Raw genomic sequence first — 20,354 nt, forward strand, 5'->3', positions numbered from 1 at the left:
AGATATTAAATAAACGTTTTAACGTTAGCTTGATCTGATACCCGTTTCATTAAATTATTAGCCACTTATGTTGGTTAAAACACACCAGAGCAATTTGGCTGTTCATCACAATAATCTGCTAGGGTGATTGCGAGTATTTCACCAATAAAAATTTCGCCACTTGTAGTTAATCTGGAACAATAACCATATGACTTTATTTCGCTTATCTGCAGACAAAAAGAACACAAATGTAATGCCAGTGATAAACCTAATCATCTAAAGATGTTACTGCTTAAATAGACGCCTATTAGTTTCATAAGCTTCTACAGGTATTAAACGGATATGCAAATAGCGCAAATTAGTTTAGCTATTCATCGTGGCTTTTTTTCATCCCGTTACACTAGTGCATTGCATCAAGCAAAATAGTCATATTGTCGGATAAAAGATGACAAATTTGATTACACTGGCACAATGGTAGTCAGACAAGTTCTGCTTTGCCTAAATATCAAACAGTTCCCAAAGTAATAATACAAAAGGATATGCAATGAAAGCTATTTTTGCTCTGCTACTTATGTGCTTTAGTACATTAAGTTTCGCAGCTGAGCAGGCCGAAGAAATTTTTAAACAACTGGCCCCATCACTTTATCAAATTCGCTTAATTGACAAAGCCAGTGGTGAAAAATCATCCATTGGTTCGGGTTTTCAAATTAGCAGCAGTGGCCTTATTGCTACTAATTATCATGTTATTTCCGGTTTTGCCCGTCATCCCAATAAATACAAGATTGAATATTTAGACAACCAAGGTAACCAAGCGCCATTAACCTTAAAAAGTGTTGATGTCATTAATGACCTCGCCATAGTGCAACGTGAAGTCACGGCTGAAATGCCCTTTTTTCAGCTGGCCCAACAAGCCCCGACTAAAGGTGAAGAACTATATTCATTAGGTAACCCACATGATTTAGGCATGATAGTCGTGCCCGGCACTTATAATGGTTTAAAAAATGAATCATTTAATGACCGCATTCATTTTACTGGCTCGGTTAACTCAGGTATGAGTGGCGGCCCAGTGGTTAACAAAAATACCGAAGTTGTTGGTATTAATGTCGCTACTTCGGGTAATCAAATTGGCTTTTTAGTGCCGCACGACAAGCTACTTGAGCTTTATCAAGCCTATAAAAATAGCCCACCAGAAAGTATTGAGCAGCAAATGGCTGCACAACTTATGCAAAATCAAAAAAAGTTAATCACCACAATACTAAACAGTGACTGGCAACTGAAACCTTTGGGTCGAGGCTTAATTCCAACCGTTGACGTACCTTTTGTACGTTGTTGGGGTGAATCCAACTCAGATAAAACCGACGCACAAATTATGGCAGCTGTTGCTAATTGTGACCTAGATGAGAACACTTACATTTCTTCTGACTTTTTTACTGGTTCGTTAGAAATGGAATACCGCTATATGGAATCAGATAAAATTGGTAGCACTAAGTTTTACCATATTTTTGAACGTCAGTTAAATCAAGCCGCGCCAGGTAATAAAGCCGGTAAAGATGATGTTACTGAATATCAATGCCACCATGATATCGTTACGCCCAACAGCAGTAATATTAAGAATAAAGCAGTATTTTGTACCCGCGCTTATAAAGACTTCCCCGCACTTTACGATGTGCTCTACATTGCCATCTCGGTAGATCACGAACAATACGCATTGCTCAGCCATTTTACGATTTCAGGTGTGGCACAAGAAACCTCATTAGCCTTTCTAGCTAAATTTATGGAGTCGGTTTCATGGAAATAATCATTGAAGAAATCAGTCATGGTCATAAATTATTAAGCCGCCACAAGTTTGCCTCAAATAACATTAGCATTGGCCGCGGTTACGATAACGATATTATCATTAGTGACCCTCACGTTTGCGCTGATCATCTGCAACTGCATTTTAATGGTGAACATTGGCTAGTTAATGATCAAGGTTCAATTAACGGTAGTTATCTTGAAAACAGTAAAGACAACGTTATTCAACACCAAGTACGTTCTGGCGATATTATCACCATTGGAAAAAGCCAAGTTCGTTTTGTCTTTCCCAGCCATCCGGTTTCAAAAAGCATAGCGATTAGCCCGTTTGAAGGCTTAATTAACTTAGCGCGTCACCCTATGGTAGTGGCGTTAAGCATGACCTTATTTGCCTTTATTGGCGGTTGGATTATTAATTTAAACAATGTTAACGAAGTTAGCTTAACGCAAATACTCGTGCCCACCATCGGCTTAACGCTAGGTTTTGCCTTATGGCCAGCTGGTATTGCTTTAGTGTCGCATTTAACCAAACACGATGGCCGTTTTTGGACCCAAATGGGTATTAGCTATATCTTCTTCAACTTAATGTGGCTCAGTGATATTTTTGAAAACATTGTGCACTTTAATACCTCAAGCAACGCTTCAATGTTATGGCTGCTCGCCATTGTTCCTTTGTTGCTGGCTTTTTGTTTGTTTTGGCTCAACTGTTACGTCGGCTTTCATATGACATTAAAACGCAGAAGTTTCGTGTCTTTATGTTTGGTATTGTTGTTATTTGGCGGTAGTTTTATCGTCCAATTAAGTAAACAACCCGACTTTAATCCCCGGCCGCAGTTTGACACCACCATCATGTCGCCAGCCTTTTTGTTTACACCGAGCAGTGATGTTGAAAACTTTGTCAGTGACAGTGCTAAGTTATTTGAAAAAGTAACGAAAGAGGCCGCTGAAGATAATAAAGAATAGCAGTCATTCAGCCCTAAACACTTAAACAGCTTTAAGACTGCATTGAAAAATAAAAACTAAAAAGCCGTCGTAAATACGACGGCTTTTTTATGTCTGACTTAATGACTTACTTATTGATTTACTAAGTGACTGACTTAGTGACTGACTTAGTGATTTACTTAGTGACTGACTTAGTCGCTAGTTTAATAACTCGTCAGCATGAGTAGTGCAGAGATTAAGGCTTAGCAATAAAGCCAACCGCCTGATAAACCTCAGCAAGCAATTTACTCGCACGCGCAGAGGCTTTTTCAGCACCTTTGCGCATCACTTCATCTAGATAAGCTTGGTCATTACGAAATTCATGATAACGCGCTTGAATGGGCGCTAATAAAGCAACCACGGCTTCAGCTACATCACCTTTTAAATGACCATACATTTTATCTTCATATTCAGGCACAAGTTCAGCCACTGATTTACCGGTTGTGCACGATAAAAGTGACAACAAGTTTGACACACCTGGTTTTTCAGCTATGTCAAAATAGATATTGGCTTGCTCGTCAGAGTCAGTTACCGCACGTTTAATTTTCTTGGTAATTTTCTTGGTATCTTCTAATAAACCAATAAAATTACCCGGGTTAGTATCAGACTTTGACATTTTTTTAGTGGGCTCTAATAAACTCATCACCCGGGCGCCAAATTCTGGAATATAAGGCTCTGGTACTTTAAAGGTTTCACCATGTAGATTATTAAAACGAGTCGCTATATCGCGGGCTAATTCTAAATGTTGCTTTTGGTCATCGCCAACTGGCACTTTGTTCGCGCCATACAATAAAATATCTGCCGCCATTAATACCGGATAAGTAAATAAACCTGAGTTCATATTAGCTTCAGACTTTGCCGACTTATCTTTGTATTGTGTCATGCGGTTTAACTCACCCATTTGGGTGTAGCAATTTAATACCCAACTCAATTGCGCGTGCTCTGGCACATGCGACTGAATAAAAATGGTGCTTTTTTCTGGGTCAACACCACAAGCTAAATACAAGGCTAAACCATCTAAGGTCGCTTTACGTAAGTCTTCAGGTTTAGGACGCACCGTAATCGCATGTTGATCAACCAGCATGTAATAACATTCGTGGCTATCTTGCATGTCCACCCATTGCTTTAACGCGCCAAGGTAATTACCAATAGTTAACTCGCCCGATGGCTGACAGCCGCTTAATACAATAGGTTTACTCATTTTTTATCCTTCAACTTTTCTTAATGTCAATGTGGTTTAATCGTGATTTAATCGTGTTTTAATCAATATTTTTTTATTTTACTTTTGCAAGTTCTGCACGCATTTCATCAATCGCGACTTTGTAATCTGGCTTGGAGAAAATGGCTGAGCCCGCAACAAACATGTCAGCCCCTGCTTCGGCTATTTCAGCAATATTGTCAGCTTTAACACCACCGTCAACTTGCAAGCGGATGTCGTAACCACTGGCCGCAATTTTTTCACGGACTAAACGTAACTTATCTAAGGTGGTAGGAATAAAAGATTGCCCACCAAAACCAGGGTTCACTGACATTAATAAAATAACGTCGAGCTTATCCATGACAAAATCTAACACATGCAGCGGCGTTGCTGGGTTTAACACTAAACCTGCTTTACAGCCGTGATCTTTAATCAACTGCAAAGTTCTATCAATATGATCGCTCGCTTCTGGATGAAAGGTAATAATATCAGCGCCCGCTTTGGCAAAGTCAGGAATAAGACGATCAACAGGTTTTACCATTAAATGCACATCAATCGGCGCGGTAATACCGTAATCTCGTAATGACTTACAGATCATTGGACCAAAGGTCAGGTTGGGCACAAAATGATTGTCCATTACATCAAAATGAATTACATCAGCACCAGCGCTGAGCACATTAGCAACATCTTCACCCAAACGAGCAAAGTCTGCCGATAAAACTGAGGGAGCAATTAAAAAATTAGACATAATGATAACCTTAAAAAAATTTTCGCTACTTTACCTCAATTACCATAATTTTGCGACTGAGAACCCGCACAAAAATCGATATTAAAAGCAATAATAACGGCTAGATTAACGCTGAAGTTTTCGCCCATGACGCAATATTGAGCTCAATACGGGTGGTTATTGTCAGCAATGCTGTGCACCTTTTTTGTACATTCGTCTTTTTTTTGCACCAAGCCTGTACAAAATGGTCAATTGACTCAACCAAGAAACACCTCAATAAAATCACTAAGCCACTGAAAACAAAGTCTTTATAAAAATTTAATTAAATAGGCACTGTCTTTGCAATGTCCTTAGTAATTATAAAAACTTAGTGGACTAAAACATGAACAAAACAATGACCTCTCTAGCAATTTCGATGATATTAACAACTTCTGCACTTACAGCAACGTCAGCATCTGCTACTGACATAGAAGGCTTAAGTGCCAATGTGGGTGCGGTATCACAATATATTTTCCGTGGCATAGTACAAACAGACACCGCCTCTGCTAGTGCGGGTGTTGATTATGAAAACAGTGGTTTTTATATTGGCACTTGGGCAGCTGACGTACAAGAGGGTTTGGAAGTAGACGTTTATGGCGGTTACGGCGGCGAACTCGAGGGTGGTGTAGGCTATAGCCTTGGCTTTACGACTTACCAATATACCGGTGATTTTGATACTTCTTATAATGAAGTAAACTTAGGCTTAAGCTACGGCATGTTTTCACTTTCTTATAATGTCGGTGAGTGGGAAGTTGAAGGTGCTGCAAACCAAGACTATGATTTCTTATCTGCAACGGTTGAACATAAAGGTTTTTATGCCACTTATGGCACTTGGGGTGACGATTTTGATGGCGACTACCTAGAAGCAGGTTACAGTACAGAAGTTTCAGGTTTCGACGTGGGTATTGCGCTTGTGGCTAATTCAAAAGAATTATCAGGTACTGAAAGTGACGAAAACCTAGTATTTAGCATAGGTACATCTTTCTAAGACCTCGCTAATTAACAGCTAACAAAACAAGAACACACTGTTTTGATGGCTAATAAAAACCCAGGTTAATTAATTTCCTGATGAATTTGGCGCGATACTTTGATCATAACGAATCGCGCCAAAACTTTACTTAACCTTCCTGCTTAACGCTATTTATACCCCTTGGCATCACTTCCTGCTAGCAAAAATGTTTAATTTAACCCTTTGATTTTAACTTGCTGTTGACGATGATTTAACTGCTGGCAAATAGTGACTAAATCAGCATGAATACCACCCGCAGTGACATCACGTCCAGCACCTGGGCCACGAATAATCAGCGCATTTTCTTGATACCACTCGCTTTTAATTTGAAAAACATTATCACATGGGGTTAATTGTGAAAACGCGTCGTTATGGCTTAATTCTTCCAAGCTAACTTTCGCACTCACTTGACCATGATCACTGATAAAGCGAGCAACATAACGAATTCCACAGGCTTTTGCCTGTGCTTGCTGTAAGCGCAATAAAAACAACTCATCAAGCTCAGACGTTCGTTGAAGAAACGCCTCTAAGCTAATATCACGTAATGACTCTGGCACTAAATTCTGACAGTCAATATCAGCTAACGACAATTCAAAACCTGCGGCACGCGCTAAAATTAATAATTTACGCTGTACATCTCGTCCTGATAAATCTTCTCGCGGATCCGGCTCAGTCAACCCTTGCGTTAAGGCATTTGACAACAGCGCAGAAAATGGCGTTGTGCCATCATAAAATTGAAATAGCCAGGATAAAGTGCCCGAGAATATACCCGAAATTTCCGTTATTTTATCACCGCTATTCATCAACTCTTTAATGCTTGAGTTAATAGGCAAACCAGCACCAACTGTGGTATTACCCAACCATAAGCTATTATTTTTTTCTGCTGTTTTAAGCAATTGCTGATAATTTTCAGTGCTTGAAGATGCCGCCCACTTGTTCGCACCAATAACATGAATACCACGGGCAAAAAATTCTTCATACAAGTGACTAAAGTCTTCACTGGGTGTGATATCAACAACAATCAACTCGTCATAAGGGTGATTAGTCAGCCAAGTTAACAGTTGCTCACTGTCGTAAGGTTGCGCTTGTTGTTGATAATGTAACAAAGCATTAGCGACATCTATGCCATCGGTATTTATTAAGGCTTTACTGGCCCCAACTAAGGCAACTAAGTGCACATTGTCTAAGCCTGACACACGCGCTATTTGCTTGGGTAACATGGTTAAAAATCGTTGGCCAATATTACCTAATCCAGCGACAACAAGGGCAATGTTTTTCGCGTCTTTGGTCATATCCGCGTGAACATTATTAAGTATTTCACTCGAGCATGGCTCAGGTAAAACCGCAATATAACTGTGTTCGTTGAAGGCATGTAAAAAATGTAAGCATTGTTGATGCTTAAGCGCTCTTTTAAATCTAGCGCGCATATCGCCTTGTTTCGCGACACTATGACCCACAATGGCAATAATCGCTACTGGCCTAAAGGTCACTTCGGTGTCATGACTTGCTAACCATTGGCTAAGCGCTTTTTGTTGGGCCTGCGTTACAACTAGGTAACCTTCATCAAGATTGTAACAAATCGGTGAAAATTCACTTACCGCTAATTCGCCAGACTTAGCTAAAAAGCTGCTTGATTTCGCTAATATTAAATCGTTTAAACTGGTGACTGAAAGTTCTTGTTTTGCTATTTGGCCAAACTTGCCTATTTCAGTGCCGCTAACCTCAGGTGCAAAACTACTGGCAACATGTAAATGGGTATTATGGTTGGTTAATGGCTTCAAGGTTTTGGCATGTAATACTGGGTTACCCAAACGGCCCAGTTCATTGGCAACCGCATTAGGTAAACGGTGTAATTTTCTCGCTAAGGGTACCAGCCTTGGGTCAGCACTATAAATACCATCAACGTCAGTCCAAAGCGTTACATTGCCCGCGCCTGATAGTGCCGCCATTATGGTTGCTGAGTAATCACTACCATTGCGCCCTAACGTGCAGGCTTGTTGCTGTTGATTACGCGCAATATAACCGGTAACGATCACCAGTTGGTCTTGTTGTTGCAGCGGTAAAAAGTTTTCTTGGCTCACGCTATAGTCAATAGCACAATTTTTTTCATCTTTTAGTAAAAGAAAGTCTCTGGCATCCAACATATAACTTGGACACACACTTTCACTTAATACCGCAGATAACAAGCGCGCTGACCAAACCTCACCAAAGGCCAATAAGTCATTTTGATAACTCAATGGATCACTAAGGGGAGCACTTAGCGGATCACTCAGTAAATGTTCTGTTATTTGTGCAACATCTTGCTTGAGTAAACTTTTCAGTCTGGCGGCACTACTGGCATTTAACAGTTCATCAATTAACTGAGCTTGCGTCGCATCAAGGGCAGTAATAGTTACCCGTAAATGCTCACGCAAGGTGATTACGTCATTACTCGTGCTCACTTGCTCAGTGTTCAGCGAAGTTATTTCCTGAAGCTCAACCGCGAGTTGATAAAGAGTAAATAATGCATCTGTGGTATTGCCATTAGCAGATACCACAATAATGTCATTGAGCTGGCAATGCTGACGAATAATATCCACCACACGTTCAACGCAAGCACTGGTAGCTAAACTACTACCACCAAATTTATGGACATTACAGGCAACTTTTGCCAAGTGATTTTTTGCAGAACTAAGCGTTACCGCTGTATTTGAACCGATCATTTTACTACCACAGGTATGACAACCTTGTCATACCTCCTTTAAATTATTGATATATAACACGCAGCCAAAGTACATTGATAACTATGGATAACCGCTTTAAGCTTGGCTGGCATCGAGTGCCTGAGATAGGTCGGCCAGTATATCGTCAATATCTTCAATACCAACAGAAAGTCGCACTAATGACTGGGTAATACCGGCGGTAAGTTGTGCTTCAATTTCCATCCCAGCATGAGTCATGGTTGAGGGATGACAGATCAAACTTTCAACACCACCAAGTGATTGTGCCAGAGTGAAAAGTTCAAGTTTATCAAACAGTATTTTAACCGCTTCAACGCCACCTTTAAGCTCAAAGCTCATCATAGCGCCAAAATCATACTGCTGTTTTTTAGCTAATTCATGTTGCGGATGGCTGGCTAAACCCGGAAAATAAACCTGTTGAATAGCCGAATGCTGTTGCAAAAATTTTGCCACGGCATTGGCATTAATTTGATGCTGTTTCATCCGTATTGGCAAAGTTTTTAAGCCACGCAAAGCTAAAAAACTATCAAAAGCTGAACCCGTAATACCAATGCAGTTTGCCCACCAAGCTAGTTTTTCACCTAAGGCTTGTTCTTTGGTAACTAGCACACCGCCAACCACGTCGCTATGACCATTAATGTATTTGGTGGTAGAGTGAAAAACAATATCAGCACCCAATAACAAGGGTTGTTGCAATACCGGCGACATAAAGGTGTTATCAACCGCCACTAATGCGCCAACTTGATGGGCTTGTTTGGTAATGGCAGCAATATCAACTAAGCGTAACAGTGGATTACTCGGTGATTCAACTAATACTAATTTAGGTTTTGTTGCTAAGGCTTGGGCCAAGGCTTGTTGATCGTTTTGATCAACCACCACGAGCGTAAACTGACCCCGCTTGGCAAGATGGGTAAATAAGCGAAAACTTCCGCCATAGCAATCATGCGGAATAACAACCGTGTCTTGTGTATCAAGTAATTGGCAAATAAGATGCACCGCTGACATGCCGGTATTTGTCACTATGCCAACGGCACCCTGCTCTAAATCTGTAATAGCTTGGGCAAACGTAGCGCGAGTTGGATTACCGGTGCGTGAATAGTCAAACTGACGCTTGTCATTAAAACCTTTCAGTGCATAGGTGCTTGAAAGGTGAAGAGCTGGTATAACAGCGCCATGGTGTTGGTCGCTATTAATACCTGCTCGAACAGCGGTAGTGGCAATTTTTTTCTCGCTCATGTGTACTCCGGTAAAAATATTTTCTGTATAGATGTTTGGACGTCTATCAATCTAAATGGTTTAAGTTCTTGGGTCAAGTACTTTAGACTTCTAAACTTCTACACATTCGTTATTGACTCAGGCCCCACAACCAGTAAAATCAAGTAGTAAGAATAAATTTATCATAAACTGGCCTACCAGACAGGTTTAACATCGATAAGTTTATCTCAATTAATTAGCATAGAGGAATATTCATGGCAGAGTGGAATGGCGAGTATATTAACCCATACGCCGAACACGGGAAGAAAAGTGAACAAGTCAAAAAGATCACCGTGTCTATCCCTTTACGTGTGTTAAAAGTGCTCACTGATGAACGTACACGTCGCCAAGTGAATAACTTGCGTCATGCCACCAACAGTGAATTGTTATGTGAAGCGTTTTTACATGCTTTTACTGGCCAACCATTACCTGATGATAGTGACTTGGCTAAAGACAACACACAAAAATTACCCGCGAGTGTTCGTCGGGCTTTGGAAGCAAAAGGCATAACTGACTTTAGTGAACACGAAGCGGAATTAGAAGATTAAAACGAGTAGCACAACAATTAGTACAACAAGCAAATAAACAAGGCGCTGATTAGCGCCTTTTTTATTGCTGAAAAATAGGGGTGATTAGCAAGAGTTGCTTTGAAATATATAGCGAAATACCGCCTGTAGTATGCCGCTACATATCAAAAAATAATTATTTCTGTTCATCAGCGCTATTTGAATATTCTTCAAACTGGAACGATATTGCTTTAGTTTGCATTAAAGTGACTTTTAAAGTCAGCGTCGTTCAAATAAAATAACATTATGCCCGTCACCCATATGGCCAGCATCCAGCTTTACATAATTTTGATTTACTAAGCCTTAATTTTTCATAGTGTCCACACATTAAAAAGCTTAATAACTGAAACTTTAATATCATCGAATTTAACTAAGCAGCTACATTAACTCATGACTGACGGCTGATAACTGATAGCGATAAATCTAGCCAGTCACATCATTCAACTGCAATAAATCCCATTTTGTCCCATATAAATCTTTAAACACGACAACCGTGCCATATTCTTCCACGCGCGGCTCTTCGTTAAACTCGACACCTTGGCTTTTCATCTGTTGATAGTCGCGCCAAAAATCATTGGTTTGCAGAAATAAAAATACTCGTCCGCCCGCTTGATTACCCACTGATTGGCTTTGTTCCTCGTTACTGGCTTTAGCAAGCAGTATGTTGGTGCCATTTGAATTCGGTGGTGATATTTGCACCCAACGTTTTCCGCCGCCTAAGTCAGTATCTTCAATCAGCTGAAAGTTTAATTTTTTGCTATAGAATGCAATCGCATCATCATAGTCTTCAACCACGAGGGCAATATTTGCTATGCTTTGTTTGATCGTTTTGGTCATGCTTTGTTCTCTATTCATTTTCACTACTCATCGTCCAAGTCATGCTATTTTAACGTATTTTTCTTCCGTAATGCACTTTGCATGATGTAATTAAAAAAACCTCACCTAGAGGTCTTTTTTCACAATCACTAGCCACTAGCTAAAAAATCAATTAATTTGAAAAGAATTTAGTTTCTTTAACAACCTTAATATCCGGCATATTATCAACGGCAACAGTCAGTGTCACTGGCGTAATTTTTTGGCTGATGTTTTCCGGGGGCATCGTTAAATGTACAGGTACACTGGCAATTTCACCCGCTTTTATCATCACCTTACCGTCAACACTTAAACTTACTACTTTTTCCAATACTGTGATCTTAAATTGGCGATCAACTTTTGATTTATTAGTAATTTTCAATAAGTAACTATTCGTCACCTTATCTTGAAAGTCGAGCTGAAATAATGTGCCACGATCCCGCAAAATAGAAAATTCAACTGGCACCCGCACTTGAATAGTAAAAATCATAAACGCCATAGCTAATACCGACATAACAGCATAGCCAATAATTTTCGGCCGTAGTAATTTAACCTTTTTACCTTGTAGTGCATTTTCACTGGTATAACTAATTAAGCCCTTAGCATAATTAAATTTGCTCATGGTTTGATCACAGGCATCAATGCAAGCACCGCAATTAATACATTCGTATTGCAAGCCGTTACGAATATCAATACCCACTGGGCACACTTCCACACAAAGGTTACAGTCTACACAATCACCTAAACCTAGGTCTTTTGGCTGCTGGTGACGTTTACGAGCACCGCGGCTTTCACCACGCAATTTATCATAAGCAACCACTAGGGTATTGTTGTCGAACATGGCTGATTGAAAGCGTGAATATGGGCACATGTAAATACACATTTTTTCACGTAACCAACCGGCATTACCGTAAGTACAAACAGCAAAAAACAGCACCCAGAAAGTTATCAGGCCATCCCACTGCCATTGTAGTAAATCAAGATACACTGCGCGGGCCGGTAAAAAATAACTGATAAATGTTGTTGCGGTAAAAAATGCGATTAATCCCCAAATAAAGTGCTTGGCTGATTTTCTCGCTAAGGTATCTAATGACAAGGGCTGTTCATCACGTTTAATACGTTGATTGCGCGTACCCTCCAACCATTCTTCCACCCAAATAAAACTGAAGGTCCATACGGTTTGAGGACAGGTATAACCACACCAAATTCGACCAAGCCACGTGGTTAAAAAGAAAAGTAAGTAGCAACTAACCAGTAATAATCCCGCTAAAATGATAAAATCCTGCGGAAAAAATGTTTGTGAAAAAATATGAAACTGTTGCTTACCTATATCCAGTAAAACAGCCTGATTACCTTGAAAATTAAGCCAAGGCATCAACATAAATAATAAAACAAAGGCTAAGCCAGTGAATTGTCGAATACGCTGATAACGACCTTTTTGTTGACGAACATAGACTGAGGATTCAGATTTGTAGGGCTTAATGATCAAATCTTCTGCTTTAAAATCAAACTTCATGGTTTACTGCTAAAACTAACGTTAGGATAGTTACTAATAGCAAAATATGAACCAAGTTATAAAATTAAATTAACTCACTGTTTAATAACATATTTATTACTTTATATTCTTTACAGCACCCACCATAAAGCACGATATATCGTGCATTAGCGATATATCGTGCCTTGAATATTATTTTTTATAGTGAAAGTTATTAGTTAGAACGTACGATTTTCAATTTACTCATGCGAGAGCGTAATGTACTTTCAGGTAAGCCTAAGTGCTTAGCGGCACCTATTTCACCGCCAATGCGCCATTTACAGGCTTTTAACACACTTAATATATAGCGGGTTTCCACTTGTGCTAAGGTTTCAATAACAGGAGGGGTAAGTGATTTTGACGAGGTTTTAAAGTTAAAATTTAGAATAGTCGATTTAGTTAAAATTATCTCGCGCTCAAGTACATTTTGCAATTCACGAATATTACCGGGCCATTGATATTGCATTAATTGAGTTAAGCTACGGTTACTAATAGCACTGATATTTTTACCTAGCGTTTTATTCAGTGTGCTGATAATCGCCTGAGATAACAGTGGTATATCTTCTTGGCGCTCACGCAGCGGTGGAACAGTAACTGGAAAAACATTAAGCCGATAAAACAAATCAATTCTAAATGTACCTTGGGTAATCATCGCCGATAAATCACGGTTAGTAGCCGCGATAACCCTTATATTAACCTTAACAGTTTCACTGCCGCCGACCCGTTCAAACTCTTGCTCTTGTAATACCCGTAGTAACTTGCCTTGTGCTGCCATGGATAATTCACCAATTTCATCAAGAAATAACGTGCCATCATTCGCTAATTCAAAACGGCCTTTGCGTCGTTCAGTAGCGCCAGTAAATGCGCCTTTTTCATGCCCAAATAGTTCAGATTCAAGTAAGCTGGGGGTAAATGCAGCACAATTAACTTTTACCATAGTAGAGTTTTTACGTTGACTTAAGGCATGAATATTACGAGCAACCAATTCTTTACCTGTGCCATTCTCTCCCAAAATAAGTACGGTACTATCAGTTTGTGCAACTAGCTCTACTTGCGCCAACATTTTGGTGATTATTGGGCTGCTACCCACCAAGCCAGCAGACGACCACTCTTGCGCTAACTCATTCTGTAGATAGGTATTTTCAGCCTGAAGCTGCTCAGTAAGTGATTGTACATTTTCCAAGGCACTGCGCAGTGCCAACTCAATTTGTTGTTGCTGACTCACATCACGAAATACCGCAACAGCGCCAATAATATGGTTATTTTTATAAACCGCTCGTGTGGTGTACTCAACAGGGAAGTTACTGCCATCTTTGCGCCAGAACACCTCACCACTCACCTGTCGAGAAATACCGTCAAGCGCGGTATTGAATATTTTACATTCACAAGCAGGATAAGGCTCACCATTGCTATAGCTATGATGATGAAACTGATGAATATTTTGTCCCAATAGTTCAGCGTAAGACCAGCCGGTCATGGCCTCTGCAGCAGGGTTAATAAAAATAGCGCGCCCTTGTGTATCTAAACCGTAAATACCTTCACCCACGGCGTTTAGTAATAGTTCAGAATCGGCGAGGTAGGCTTTAATTTCTTTATCCATTGATCTTCCTAAAGTGAGTTACTAGGCACGAATAAACTACGTTATTTACGCTAAATATCGAGGCTAATCGTAAACCACGATATAACGTGGCTATATTAGTAATAGCCATAATAGTAGCAATTTTGTAACTACGCTAGCAAATCGTGCCAATCTCATTCACTGTTATCAATTTATTAGCCATGTTTGATGTTGCCGATGTCTAAGTTGAACGTTGAACGTTGAACGTTAAATTAAAAAATGCCCAAAAAAAAGGGAAGCAATAAGCTTCCCTTCTATTTCATTCTCGATCTAAGGCTACATTGCTTACAAGCGTAACCGTTAGCCTTGGTAATTCGCTGGCATTGCGAGTGCCGCAACACCTGAGTCCACTGCTGCTTGTGCAACCGCAATAGCGACAGCCGAACGTAAACGTGAGTCCATAGGTTTTGGGATAATGTAATTTCTACCAAAATTTAACTCGTCACAGCCACTAGCCGCTAATACTTCTGCCGTCACTTGCTCTTTTGCTAAGGTGCGAATGGCATGTACGGCGGCAATTTTCATTTCATCATTAATGATACGTGCGCGCACATCTAAAGCGCCACGGAAAATAAAGGGGAAACAAAGTACGTTATTTACTTGGTTTGGGTAGTCTGAACGACCGGTAGCAATAATTAAATCATCGCGTGTTGCCATAGCCAGTTCAGGTTTAATTTCTGGATCTGGATTTGAACAAGCAAAAATCACGGGCTTAGCGGCCATAAGCTTTATGTGTGAAGGTAATAGTAAATTAGGGCCAGATACACCAATGAATACGTCAGCACCATCGATGGCGTCTTCTAGCGTGCGCTTATCCGTATTGTTAGCAAATAATTTTTTATATTCATTTAAATCGTCACGGCGGGTGTGAATAACACCTTTAGTGTCGAGCATATAAATTTTTTCACGTTGTGCGCCACATTTAATCAACAGTTCCATACAGGCAATGGCTGCAGCGCCAGCCCCCATACAAACAATGTTAGCGTGTCGAAGTTCTTTACCTTGAATTTCTAGCGCATTTATCATTCCCGCTGCCGTTACAATAGCAGTACCGTGTTGATCGTCATGAAATACCGGTATTTTACAGCGTTCAATGAGCGCCTTTTCAATAACAAAACATTCAGGTGCTTTAATATCTTCTAAGTTAATGCCACCAAAGCTGTCAGCAATATTAGCTACCGTGTTAATGAAGTCTTCAACGGTTTTATGGTTAACTTCAATATCAAACGAATTAATGCCAGCAAAACGTTTAAACAATAACGCTTTGCCTTCCATCACAGGTTTAGAGGCCATTGGCCCTAAGTTTCCTAAACCTAAAATAGCGGTACCATTGGTGATAACAGCAACGGTATTGCCTTTGCCGGTATATTTATAAACGTCATCAGGATTTTCAGCAATGGCGCGAACAGGTTCGGCAACACCAGGGCTATAAGCGAGCGAGAGATCTTTGCTTGTTTCAGCAGGGGTCGTTAATTCAACACTAATTTTGCCCGGCGTTGGGTATTGGTGATAATCAAGTGCTTGTTGGCGAAGATCTGTCATGTTTATTCCTAATGTGTGAGTCTTATGCGTGAGTTTACGTTAGAGCTATTATGGTTATTTATATACTATTGCAATGCGATGTCTAATTTCAAGCTGTTTTGTATATATTAATTCGCTACAAGCTATAATTAATATAGCCTGAATAGTTTGATATTTCACATAACCTAGCTAAATATTGGACATAAAGCGTTAACTATTGATATCAAAATAGCGATTAGCATACTTTATCAAACCATAAGCAGTTTAATTATATAGATTAAGTTTAAGCCGCTTGTTTTACTTGTAAAGCTTTGTGAATTTGTATCATTTCATACTGACTAACAAAATTAACCAAAGTAGATCTGTCTTTACTTTTAACTATAGTGTTAACCATGCTTTTAATGATCTTTATAACTATGCTCTCGCCCAGATTAAAAAGGCTTAAGCTAAATTTTAATGCTGATATTGCCACTAGCTTGCCAGTCCGAGTGGATTAATTATCTACTCACTTAAAAGGGTTAACATCAGAAAATACCGTATTATAAAACTGCTAAGTAGCATAACTACTGACTACATTTTATGCCTTGTATTTATCCATTTTTGCCGGTGAAACAATAGATTGGTTAAATTAGTCAAAGGGATTTAAAAATGCAGAGGTAAATAGTGACTGAATTTTAGCGATAAAAAAACCACCTAGCAGGTGGTTTTTAAAAAGTGATTAAAACGTAGAAATTTAATTATTCGTCAAACGGATTAACTAAAATCATGGTCTCGATACGATCTGGGCCAGTTGAAATAATATCAACAGGTACGCCAGTAATTTCTTCAATACGTTTAATGTAAGCAATCGCATTAGCTGGTAGAGCGTCAATAGACGTAGCACCAACGGTGGTTTCACTCCAACCTGGCATTTCTTCATACACTGGGGTAATTTTTTCGTAACCCTCAGCTGCTGTTGGTGGCACAGTAATAATGTCGCCTTCAGCTGTTTTGTAGCCAGTACATATTTTTAATGTTTTTAAGCCGTCTAAAACGTCAAGCTTAGTTAAACAAAAACCACTAATACTGTTAACTTGCACCGCACGATGCATAGCGACAGCGTCAAACCAACCACAACGACGTTCACGGCCAGTAGTTGCACCAAATTCATGCCCTACAGTGCCTAAGTGATTACCCACTTCGTCATTTAATTCAGTTGGGAAAGGACCTGAACCAACACGTGTTGTGTATGCTTTAGTAATACCTAGCACGTAATCTAAGTAAAGTGGACCAAAGCCGCTACCAGTAGCAACGCCACCCACTGTGGTGTTTGATGAGGTGACATACGGATATGTTCCGTGGTCAATATCAAGCAATGTACCTTGTGCACCTTCAAACATGATAGATTCGCCCGCTTTACGCGCTTGATCTAGCATTTCAGAGATATCAGCAACCATGCCTTTAATTATGTCAGCAACAGCCATAGCATCAGCAAGTACTTCTTCATAACTTACTGGCTCAGCTTGGTAGTAATGCGTTAAAACAAAATTATGGTATTCCATAATTTCTTTTAATTTCACGGCAAATGATTCTGCACAAAATAAATCACCAACACGTAAACCACGACGAGCAGCTTTATCTTCATAAGCTGGACCAATACCACGGCCTGTAGTACCGATAGCTTTGCTACCACGCGCTTTTTCACGAGCGGCATCTAATGCGTTGTGATAAGGAAGAATTAATGGACATGCATCGCTGATTAAAAGACGGTCACGTACTGGTACGCCACGTTCTTCTAACATGGCCATTTCTGTCATAAGTGCTTTAGGACAAAGAACAACACCGTTACCGATTAAACATTTTACGTTGTCACGTAATACGCCAGATGGAATAAGATGTAAAACGGTTTTTTCACCATCAATGACTAGTGTGTGACCCGCATTGTGGCCACCTTGATAGCGCACTACATATTTGGCTTTATCAGTAAGTAAGTCGACGACTTTACCTTTACCTTCGTCACCCCATTGGGTGCCTAGAACTACGACGTTTTTACCCATGTTCACATTTTGGTAAGAAAATTAGGCGAGGATTCTATCAAATATCAATATTGAGTCCAAGCAATAATTGTTGAATTTTAATGCGTTATTAAAAAAACCTGTGGTAGTGCAGAGTTAGCAAAGGAATTAATTTACTGTCCAAAACAGCATAATACCGATTAACAGCAAAAATAAACCTATTTGACGAATAGTATTAACCGGTTCATTGGCTAGTTTTAAAACATAGGTTCGCCATTTATTCGGAAATAGTGCCGGAATCACTCCTTCAATAATTAACGCAATAGCAAATGCCATTAGCAACGTAGACAGCATATAAATTCCTTATATAAACCCATACAATCAAAACCAAATCTAGAACACTTTGAGTACATTTTTCAAGTGATAAAAACACAAAAGCCATGACAATGTCATGGCTTTTAAATTATTCTTTAACCTTAACTACTAATTAGTTTTTTTACCATTCTTTAGGTAATTAAAGAAATTACTGTCAGGTTTAATAACTAAAATATCACTCTTAGAGCTAAAACTGTTTTCATAAGCTTCTAAACTACGGAAGAAGTTATAAAACTCAGCATCTTGTGTATAAGAGTCGGCATAGACTTTTGCTGCTAGGGCATCACCTTCACCACGAACTTCTTGTGCATTCTTCTGTGCTGTTGCTAACATAACCGTTACTTTAGCATCAATAGTGGCACGAATGATTTCAGCTTGCTCTTGGCCTTGCGAACGATGTTCTTTCGCCACAGCAGTACGTTCAGCACGCATACGTTCGTAAATTGAATTACTGACCTCTGTAGGTAGGTTGATAGCCTTAATGCGAACATCAATCACTTCAATACCTAAATCTTCACGGCTACTGGTAGCACTTTCTAATGCTTGGGCCATGATGTCATCTCGATCGCCAGAAACAATTTCTTTAATCGTACGTGTACCAATCTCGGTACGTAAGCCATTATTTACTTTCTGTTTCAATAACGCGCGAGCGTTCTCAATTGAACCTGAAGTACGCAAATAATAGGTTGAAAAGTTAACAATACGCCATTTAACAAATGAGTCGACCATTAAATCTTTCTTCTCAGATGTTACAAAACGATCTGGCTCTTCGTCCAAAGTTTGAATACGCGCATCAAGTTTACGTACTGTGTTAATAAATGGAAATTTAAAGTGTAAACCTGGCTCATAAACTTTCATGTCGCCGGTATCACCGTCACGCGTAATTTTTGAGAACTGGAAAACTATGCCACGTTGGCCTTCAGTCACAACAAAAACAGACGAAACTGTTAGCACAAGTATTAAGGCAATAATTGCCAATATAAAATTCTTCATGGCTTAGTCTCTCCCATTATTGAAACGATCATTACGACCGGATAATGCTGGTGCAGTATTAGTACTATTTGACGACTGGTTTATCGCCGGTACTGATTGTTGCGTAGCACGTTGACTACTAGACTGCTGTTGCATAATTTTATCTAGTGGTAGATAAATCATGCTATTGCCGCCGTCAACATCAACCATTACTTTACTGGTGTTGCTATAAAATTTTTCCATCGACGTTAAATACATACGCTGACGGGTAACTTCAGGTGCTGCTTGATATTCAGGTAATAACTTGTTGAAACGAGCAACGTCACCTTCTGCATCAAGTAGTATCTGCGCTTTATAAGCTAATGCTTCTTGTTCTAAACGCTTAACACGACCACGAGCACGAGGTTCAATGCCTCTTGCATACGCTTCCGCTTCACGTAAGAAACGCACTTCATCTTCTTGTGCAGCAATGGCGTCATCAAAAGCGTCTTTGACTTCTTCAGGAGGACGAGCGTCCTTGAAGTTAACATCGACAACAATCAAACCTAAATTATAAGGTTTAATAATTTCTTCTAACTCTGTCCATACTGCTTGGCGCACAGCTTCACGACCGCTGGTCAAAATGTCATCCATTCTTGAGTGACCAACCACATAGCGCAGAGCACTATCAAGCGATTCGCTTAAGCTTTCATCAGCATTAGTAACACTGAAAATATAATTACGTGCATTAACTACACGATATTGAATTTGCATTTCAACACGAACAACATTCTCATCTTTTGTTAGCATAAAGCCTGAAGAAGGAAGGTTACGTGTGGTTTGCATATCAACTGGAATAATACGTTCAGCGAACGTCCACTTCCAACGTAAACCAGGTTCTACCGTGCCAGCATACTGACCAAAGCGTAAAACGATACCTTTTTCAGCTTCTTTAATAGTAAAAAAGCCAGCGAAGGCGTAGCCCAAAATAGCCACAATAAGCACTACCATGATGCCGATACTAGAAAAGTTTTTCCCCGCACCGCCTCCTGATTTGTTGCCACCAAAAATACCGCCAAATTTATTGCCGATATCTTTTAATAAATCATCTAAGTCAGGTGGGCCTTGATTTTTGCCACCTTTGTTTTTCCAGGGGTCTTTCTCATTGTTCCCCGGTTCATTCCAAGCCATGCTATTCTCCGCTATAAAAAATTAATGCGCTAACTGCTATATTAACCACGC

Annotated in this window: 16 protein-coding genes; 4 read left to right on the top strand and 12 right to left on the bottom strand. The window is 39.7% G+C overall.

Annotated features, from left to right (window positions below):
* Window positions 1-523: 523 nt before the first annotated feature.
* Window positions 524-1,777, top strand: a complete 1,254-nt coding sequence (locus tag H4J61_RS15955; RefSeq protein ID WP_182137330.1) for a serine protease — start codon at window positions 524-526, stop codon at window positions 1,775-1,777.
* Complete coding sequence (locus H4J61_RS15960; protein WP_182186191.1) at window positions 1,768-2,736, top strand: FHA domain-containing protein; 969 nt, start codon at window positions 1,768-1,770, stop codon at window positions 2,734-2,736. The genes H4J61_RS15955 and H4J61_RS15960 overlap by 10 nt, the downstream gene beginning before the upstream one ends.
* Before the next feature lie 214 nt (window positions 2,737-2,950).
* On the opposite strand, the gene trpS is transcribed toward H4J61_RS15960, so the two are convergent.
* Together trpS and rpe are read right to left on the bottom strand one after the other, a co-directional pair.
* Window positions 2,951-3,955 carry a tryptophan--tRNA ligase gene (trpS, locus tag H4J61_RS15965; protein WP_182137328.1) on the bottom strand — a complete coding sequence of 335 codons (1,005 nt, stop codon included), beginning with the start codon at window positions 3,953-3,955 and terminating at the stop codon, window positions 2,951-2,953.
* Between the two features lie 73 nt (window positions 3,956-4,028).
* Window positions 4,029-4,700, bottom strand: a complete 672-nt coding sequence (gene rpe / locus H4J61_RS15970) for a ribulose-phosphate 3-epimerase (RefSeq protein ID WP_182137327.1) — start codon at window positions 4,698-4,700, stop codon at window positions 4,029-4,031.
* A gap of 361 nt (window positions 4,701-5,061) precedes the next feature.
* On the opposite strand from rpe, the gene H4J61_RS15975 reads away from it, so the two are divergent.
* Entirely contained in the window at window positions 5,062-5,706 is a 645-nt protein-coding gene (locus H4J61_RS15975; RefSeq protein ID WP_259363399.1) for a TorF family putative porin, read from the top strand.
* A gap of 191 nt (window positions 5,707-5,897) precedes the next feature.
* Here the strand turns inward: H4J61_RS15975 and metL are convergent, their stop codons facing one another.
* Both metL and metB read right to left on the bottom strand, forming a co-directional pair.
* Window positions 5,898-8,429: a bifunctional aspartate kinase/homoserine dehydrogenase II gene (gene metL / locus H4J61_RS15980; RefSeq protein ID WP_182186194.1), complete on the bottom strand. Its 2,532-nt coding sequence runs from the start codon at window positions 8,427-8,429 to the stop codon at window positions 5,898-5,900.
* 96 nt (window positions 8,430-8,525) lie between these two features.
* On the bottom strand, window positions 8,526-9,683 hold the full coding sequence (gene metB, locus H4J61_RS15985; protein ID WP_182186196.1) for a cystathionine gamma-synthase: 1,158 nt from the start codon (window positions 9,681-9,683) through the stop codon (window positions 8,526-8,528).
* A 233-nt stretch (window positions 9,684-9,916) separates the two neighbouring features.
* Between metB and metJ the strand changes: the two genes are divergently transcribed.
* Window positions 9,917-10,249, top strand: a complete 333-nt coding sequence (gene metJ / locus H4J61_RS15990) for a met regulon transcriptional regulator MetJ (protein WP_182186199.1) — start codon at window positions 9,917-9,919, stop codon at window positions 10,247-10,249.
* 441 nt (window positions 10,250-10,690) lie between these two features.
* Here the strand turns inward: metJ and H4J61_RS15995 are convergent, their stop codons facing one another.
* From H4J61_RS15995 to hflK, 8 genes are all read right to left on the bottom strand, one after another.
* Window positions 10,691-11,104 carry a VOC family protein gene (locus tag H4J61_RS15995; protein WP_182186574.1) on the bottom strand — a complete coding sequence of 138 codons (414 nt, stop codon included), beginning with the start codon at window positions 11,102-11,104 and terminating at the stop codon, window positions 10,691-10,693.
* A gap of 151 nt (window positions 11,105-11,255) precedes the next feature.
* Complete coding sequence (gene ccoG, locus H4J61_RS16000; protein WP_182186202.1) at window positions 11,256-12,635, bottom strand: cytochrome c oxidase accessory protein CcoG; 1,380 nt, start codon at window positions 12,633-12,635, stop codon at window positions 11,256-11,258.
* 193 nt (window positions 12,636-12,828) lie between these two features.
* Window positions 12,829-14,253, bottom strand: coding sequence for a sigma-54-dependent Fis family transcriptional regulator (locus tag H4J61_RS16005; protein ID WP_182186204.1), 1,425 nt, complete (start codon window positions 14,251-14,253; stop codon window positions 12,829-12,831).
* 318 nt (window positions 14,254-14,571) lie between these two features.
* Window positions 14,572-15,813, bottom strand: a complete 1,242-nt coding sequence (locus H4J61_RS16010) for a malic enzyme-like NAD(P)-binding protein (RefSeq protein ID WP_182186207.1) — start codon at window positions 15,811-15,813, stop codon at window positions 14,572-14,574.
* 716 nt (window positions 15,814-16,529) lie between these two features.
* Window positions 16,530-17,828, bottom strand: a complete 1,299-nt coding sequence (locus H4J61_RS16015) for an adenylosuccinate synthase (protein ID WP_182137322.1) — start codon at window positions 17,826-17,828, stop codon at window positions 16,530-16,532.
* A gap of 126 nt (window positions 17,829-17,954) precedes the next feature.
* Window positions 17,955-18,140, bottom strand: coding sequence for a DUF2065 domain-containing protein (locus tag H4J61_RS16020; protein WP_182186209.1), 186 nt, complete (start codon window positions 18,138-18,140; stop codon window positions 17,955-17,957).
* Between the two features lie 129 nt (window positions 18,141-18,269).
* A complete protein-coding gene (hflC, locus tag H4J61_RS16025) occupies window positions 18,270-19,154 on the bottom strand; it encodes a protease modulator HflC (protein WP_182137320.1) in 885 nt (294 codons plus the stop codon).
* A 3-nt stretch (window positions 19,155-19,157) separates the two neighbouring features.
* On the bottom strand, window positions 19,158-20,303 hold the full coding sequence (gene hflK, locus H4J61_RS16030; protein WP_182137319.1) for an FtsH protease activity modulator HflK: 1,146 nt from the start codon (window positions 20,301-20,303) through the stop codon (window positions 19,158-19,160).
* Between the last annotated feature and the right edge of the window lie 51 nt (window positions 20,304-20,354).

Origin of the sequence: Colwellia sp. MB3u-4 (genome assembly GCF_014077065.1) — a bacterium.
In the GTDB taxonomy this organism is placed as follows: domain Bacteria; phylum Pseudomonadota; class Gammaproteobacteria; order Enterobacterales; family Alteromonadaceae; genus Cognaticolwellia.

Coding starts and splice junctions, on each gene's coding strand:
- H4J61_RS15975 (WP_259363399.1), top strand. CDS start 5,062: ATGAACAAAACAATGACCTCTCTAGCAATTTCGATGATATTAACAACT.
- H4J61_RS16005 (WP_182186204.1), bottom strand. CDS start 14,253: ATGGATAAAGAAATTAAAGCCTACCTCGCCGATTCTGAACTATTACTA.
- metL (WP_182186194.1), bottom strand. CDS start 8,429: ATGATCGGTTCAAATACAGCGGTAACGCTTAGTTCTGCAAAAAATCAC.
- hflK (WP_182137319.1), bottom strand. CDS start 20,303: ATGGCTTGGAATGAACCGGGGAACAATGAGAAAGACCCCTGGAAAAAC.
- ccoG (WP_182186202.1), bottom strand. CDS start 12,635: ATGAAGTTTGATTTTAAAGCAGAAGATTTGATCATTAAGCCCTACAAA.
- metJ (WP_182186199.1), top strand. CDS start 9,917: ATGGCAGAGTGGAATGGCGAGTATATTAACCCATACGCCGAACACGGG.
- H4J61_RS16020 (WP_182186209.1), bottom strand. CDS start 18,140: ATGCTGTCTACGTTGCTAATGGCATTTGCTATTGCGTTAATTATTGAA.
- metB (WP_182186196.1), bottom strand. CDS start 9,683: ATGAGCGAGAAAAAAATTGCCACTACCGCTGTTCGAGCAGGTATTAAT.
- H4J61_RS16010 (WP_182186207.1), bottom strand. CDS start 15,813: ATGACAGATCTTCGCCAACAAGCACTTGATTATCACCAATACCCAACG.
- hflC (WP_182137320.1), bottom strand. CDS start 19,154: ATGAAGAATTTTATATTGGCAATTATTGCCTTAATACTTGTGCTAACA.
- rpe (WP_182137327.1), bottom strand. CDS start 4,700: ATGTCTAATTTTTTAATTGCTCCCTCAGTTTTATCGGCAGACTTTGCT.
- H4J61_RS15960 (WP_182186191.1), top strand. CDS start 1,768: ATGGAAATAATCATTGAAGAAATCAGTCATGGTCATAAATTATTAAGC.
- H4J61_RS15955 (WP_182137330.1), top strand. CDS start 524: ATGAAAGCTATTTTTGCTCTGCTACTTATGTGCTTTAGTACATTAAGT.
- H4J61_RS16015 (WP_182137322.1), bottom strand. CDS start 17,828: ATGGGTAAAAACGTCGTAGTTCTAGGCACCCAATGGGGTGACGAAGGT.
- trpS (WP_182137328.1), bottom strand. CDS start 3,955: ATGAGTAAACCTATTGTATTAAGCGGCTGTCAGCCATCGGGCGAGTTA.
- H4J61_RS15995 (WP_182186574.1), bottom strand. CDS start 11,104: ATGACCAAAACGATCAAACAAAGCATAGCAAATATTGCCCTCGTGGTT.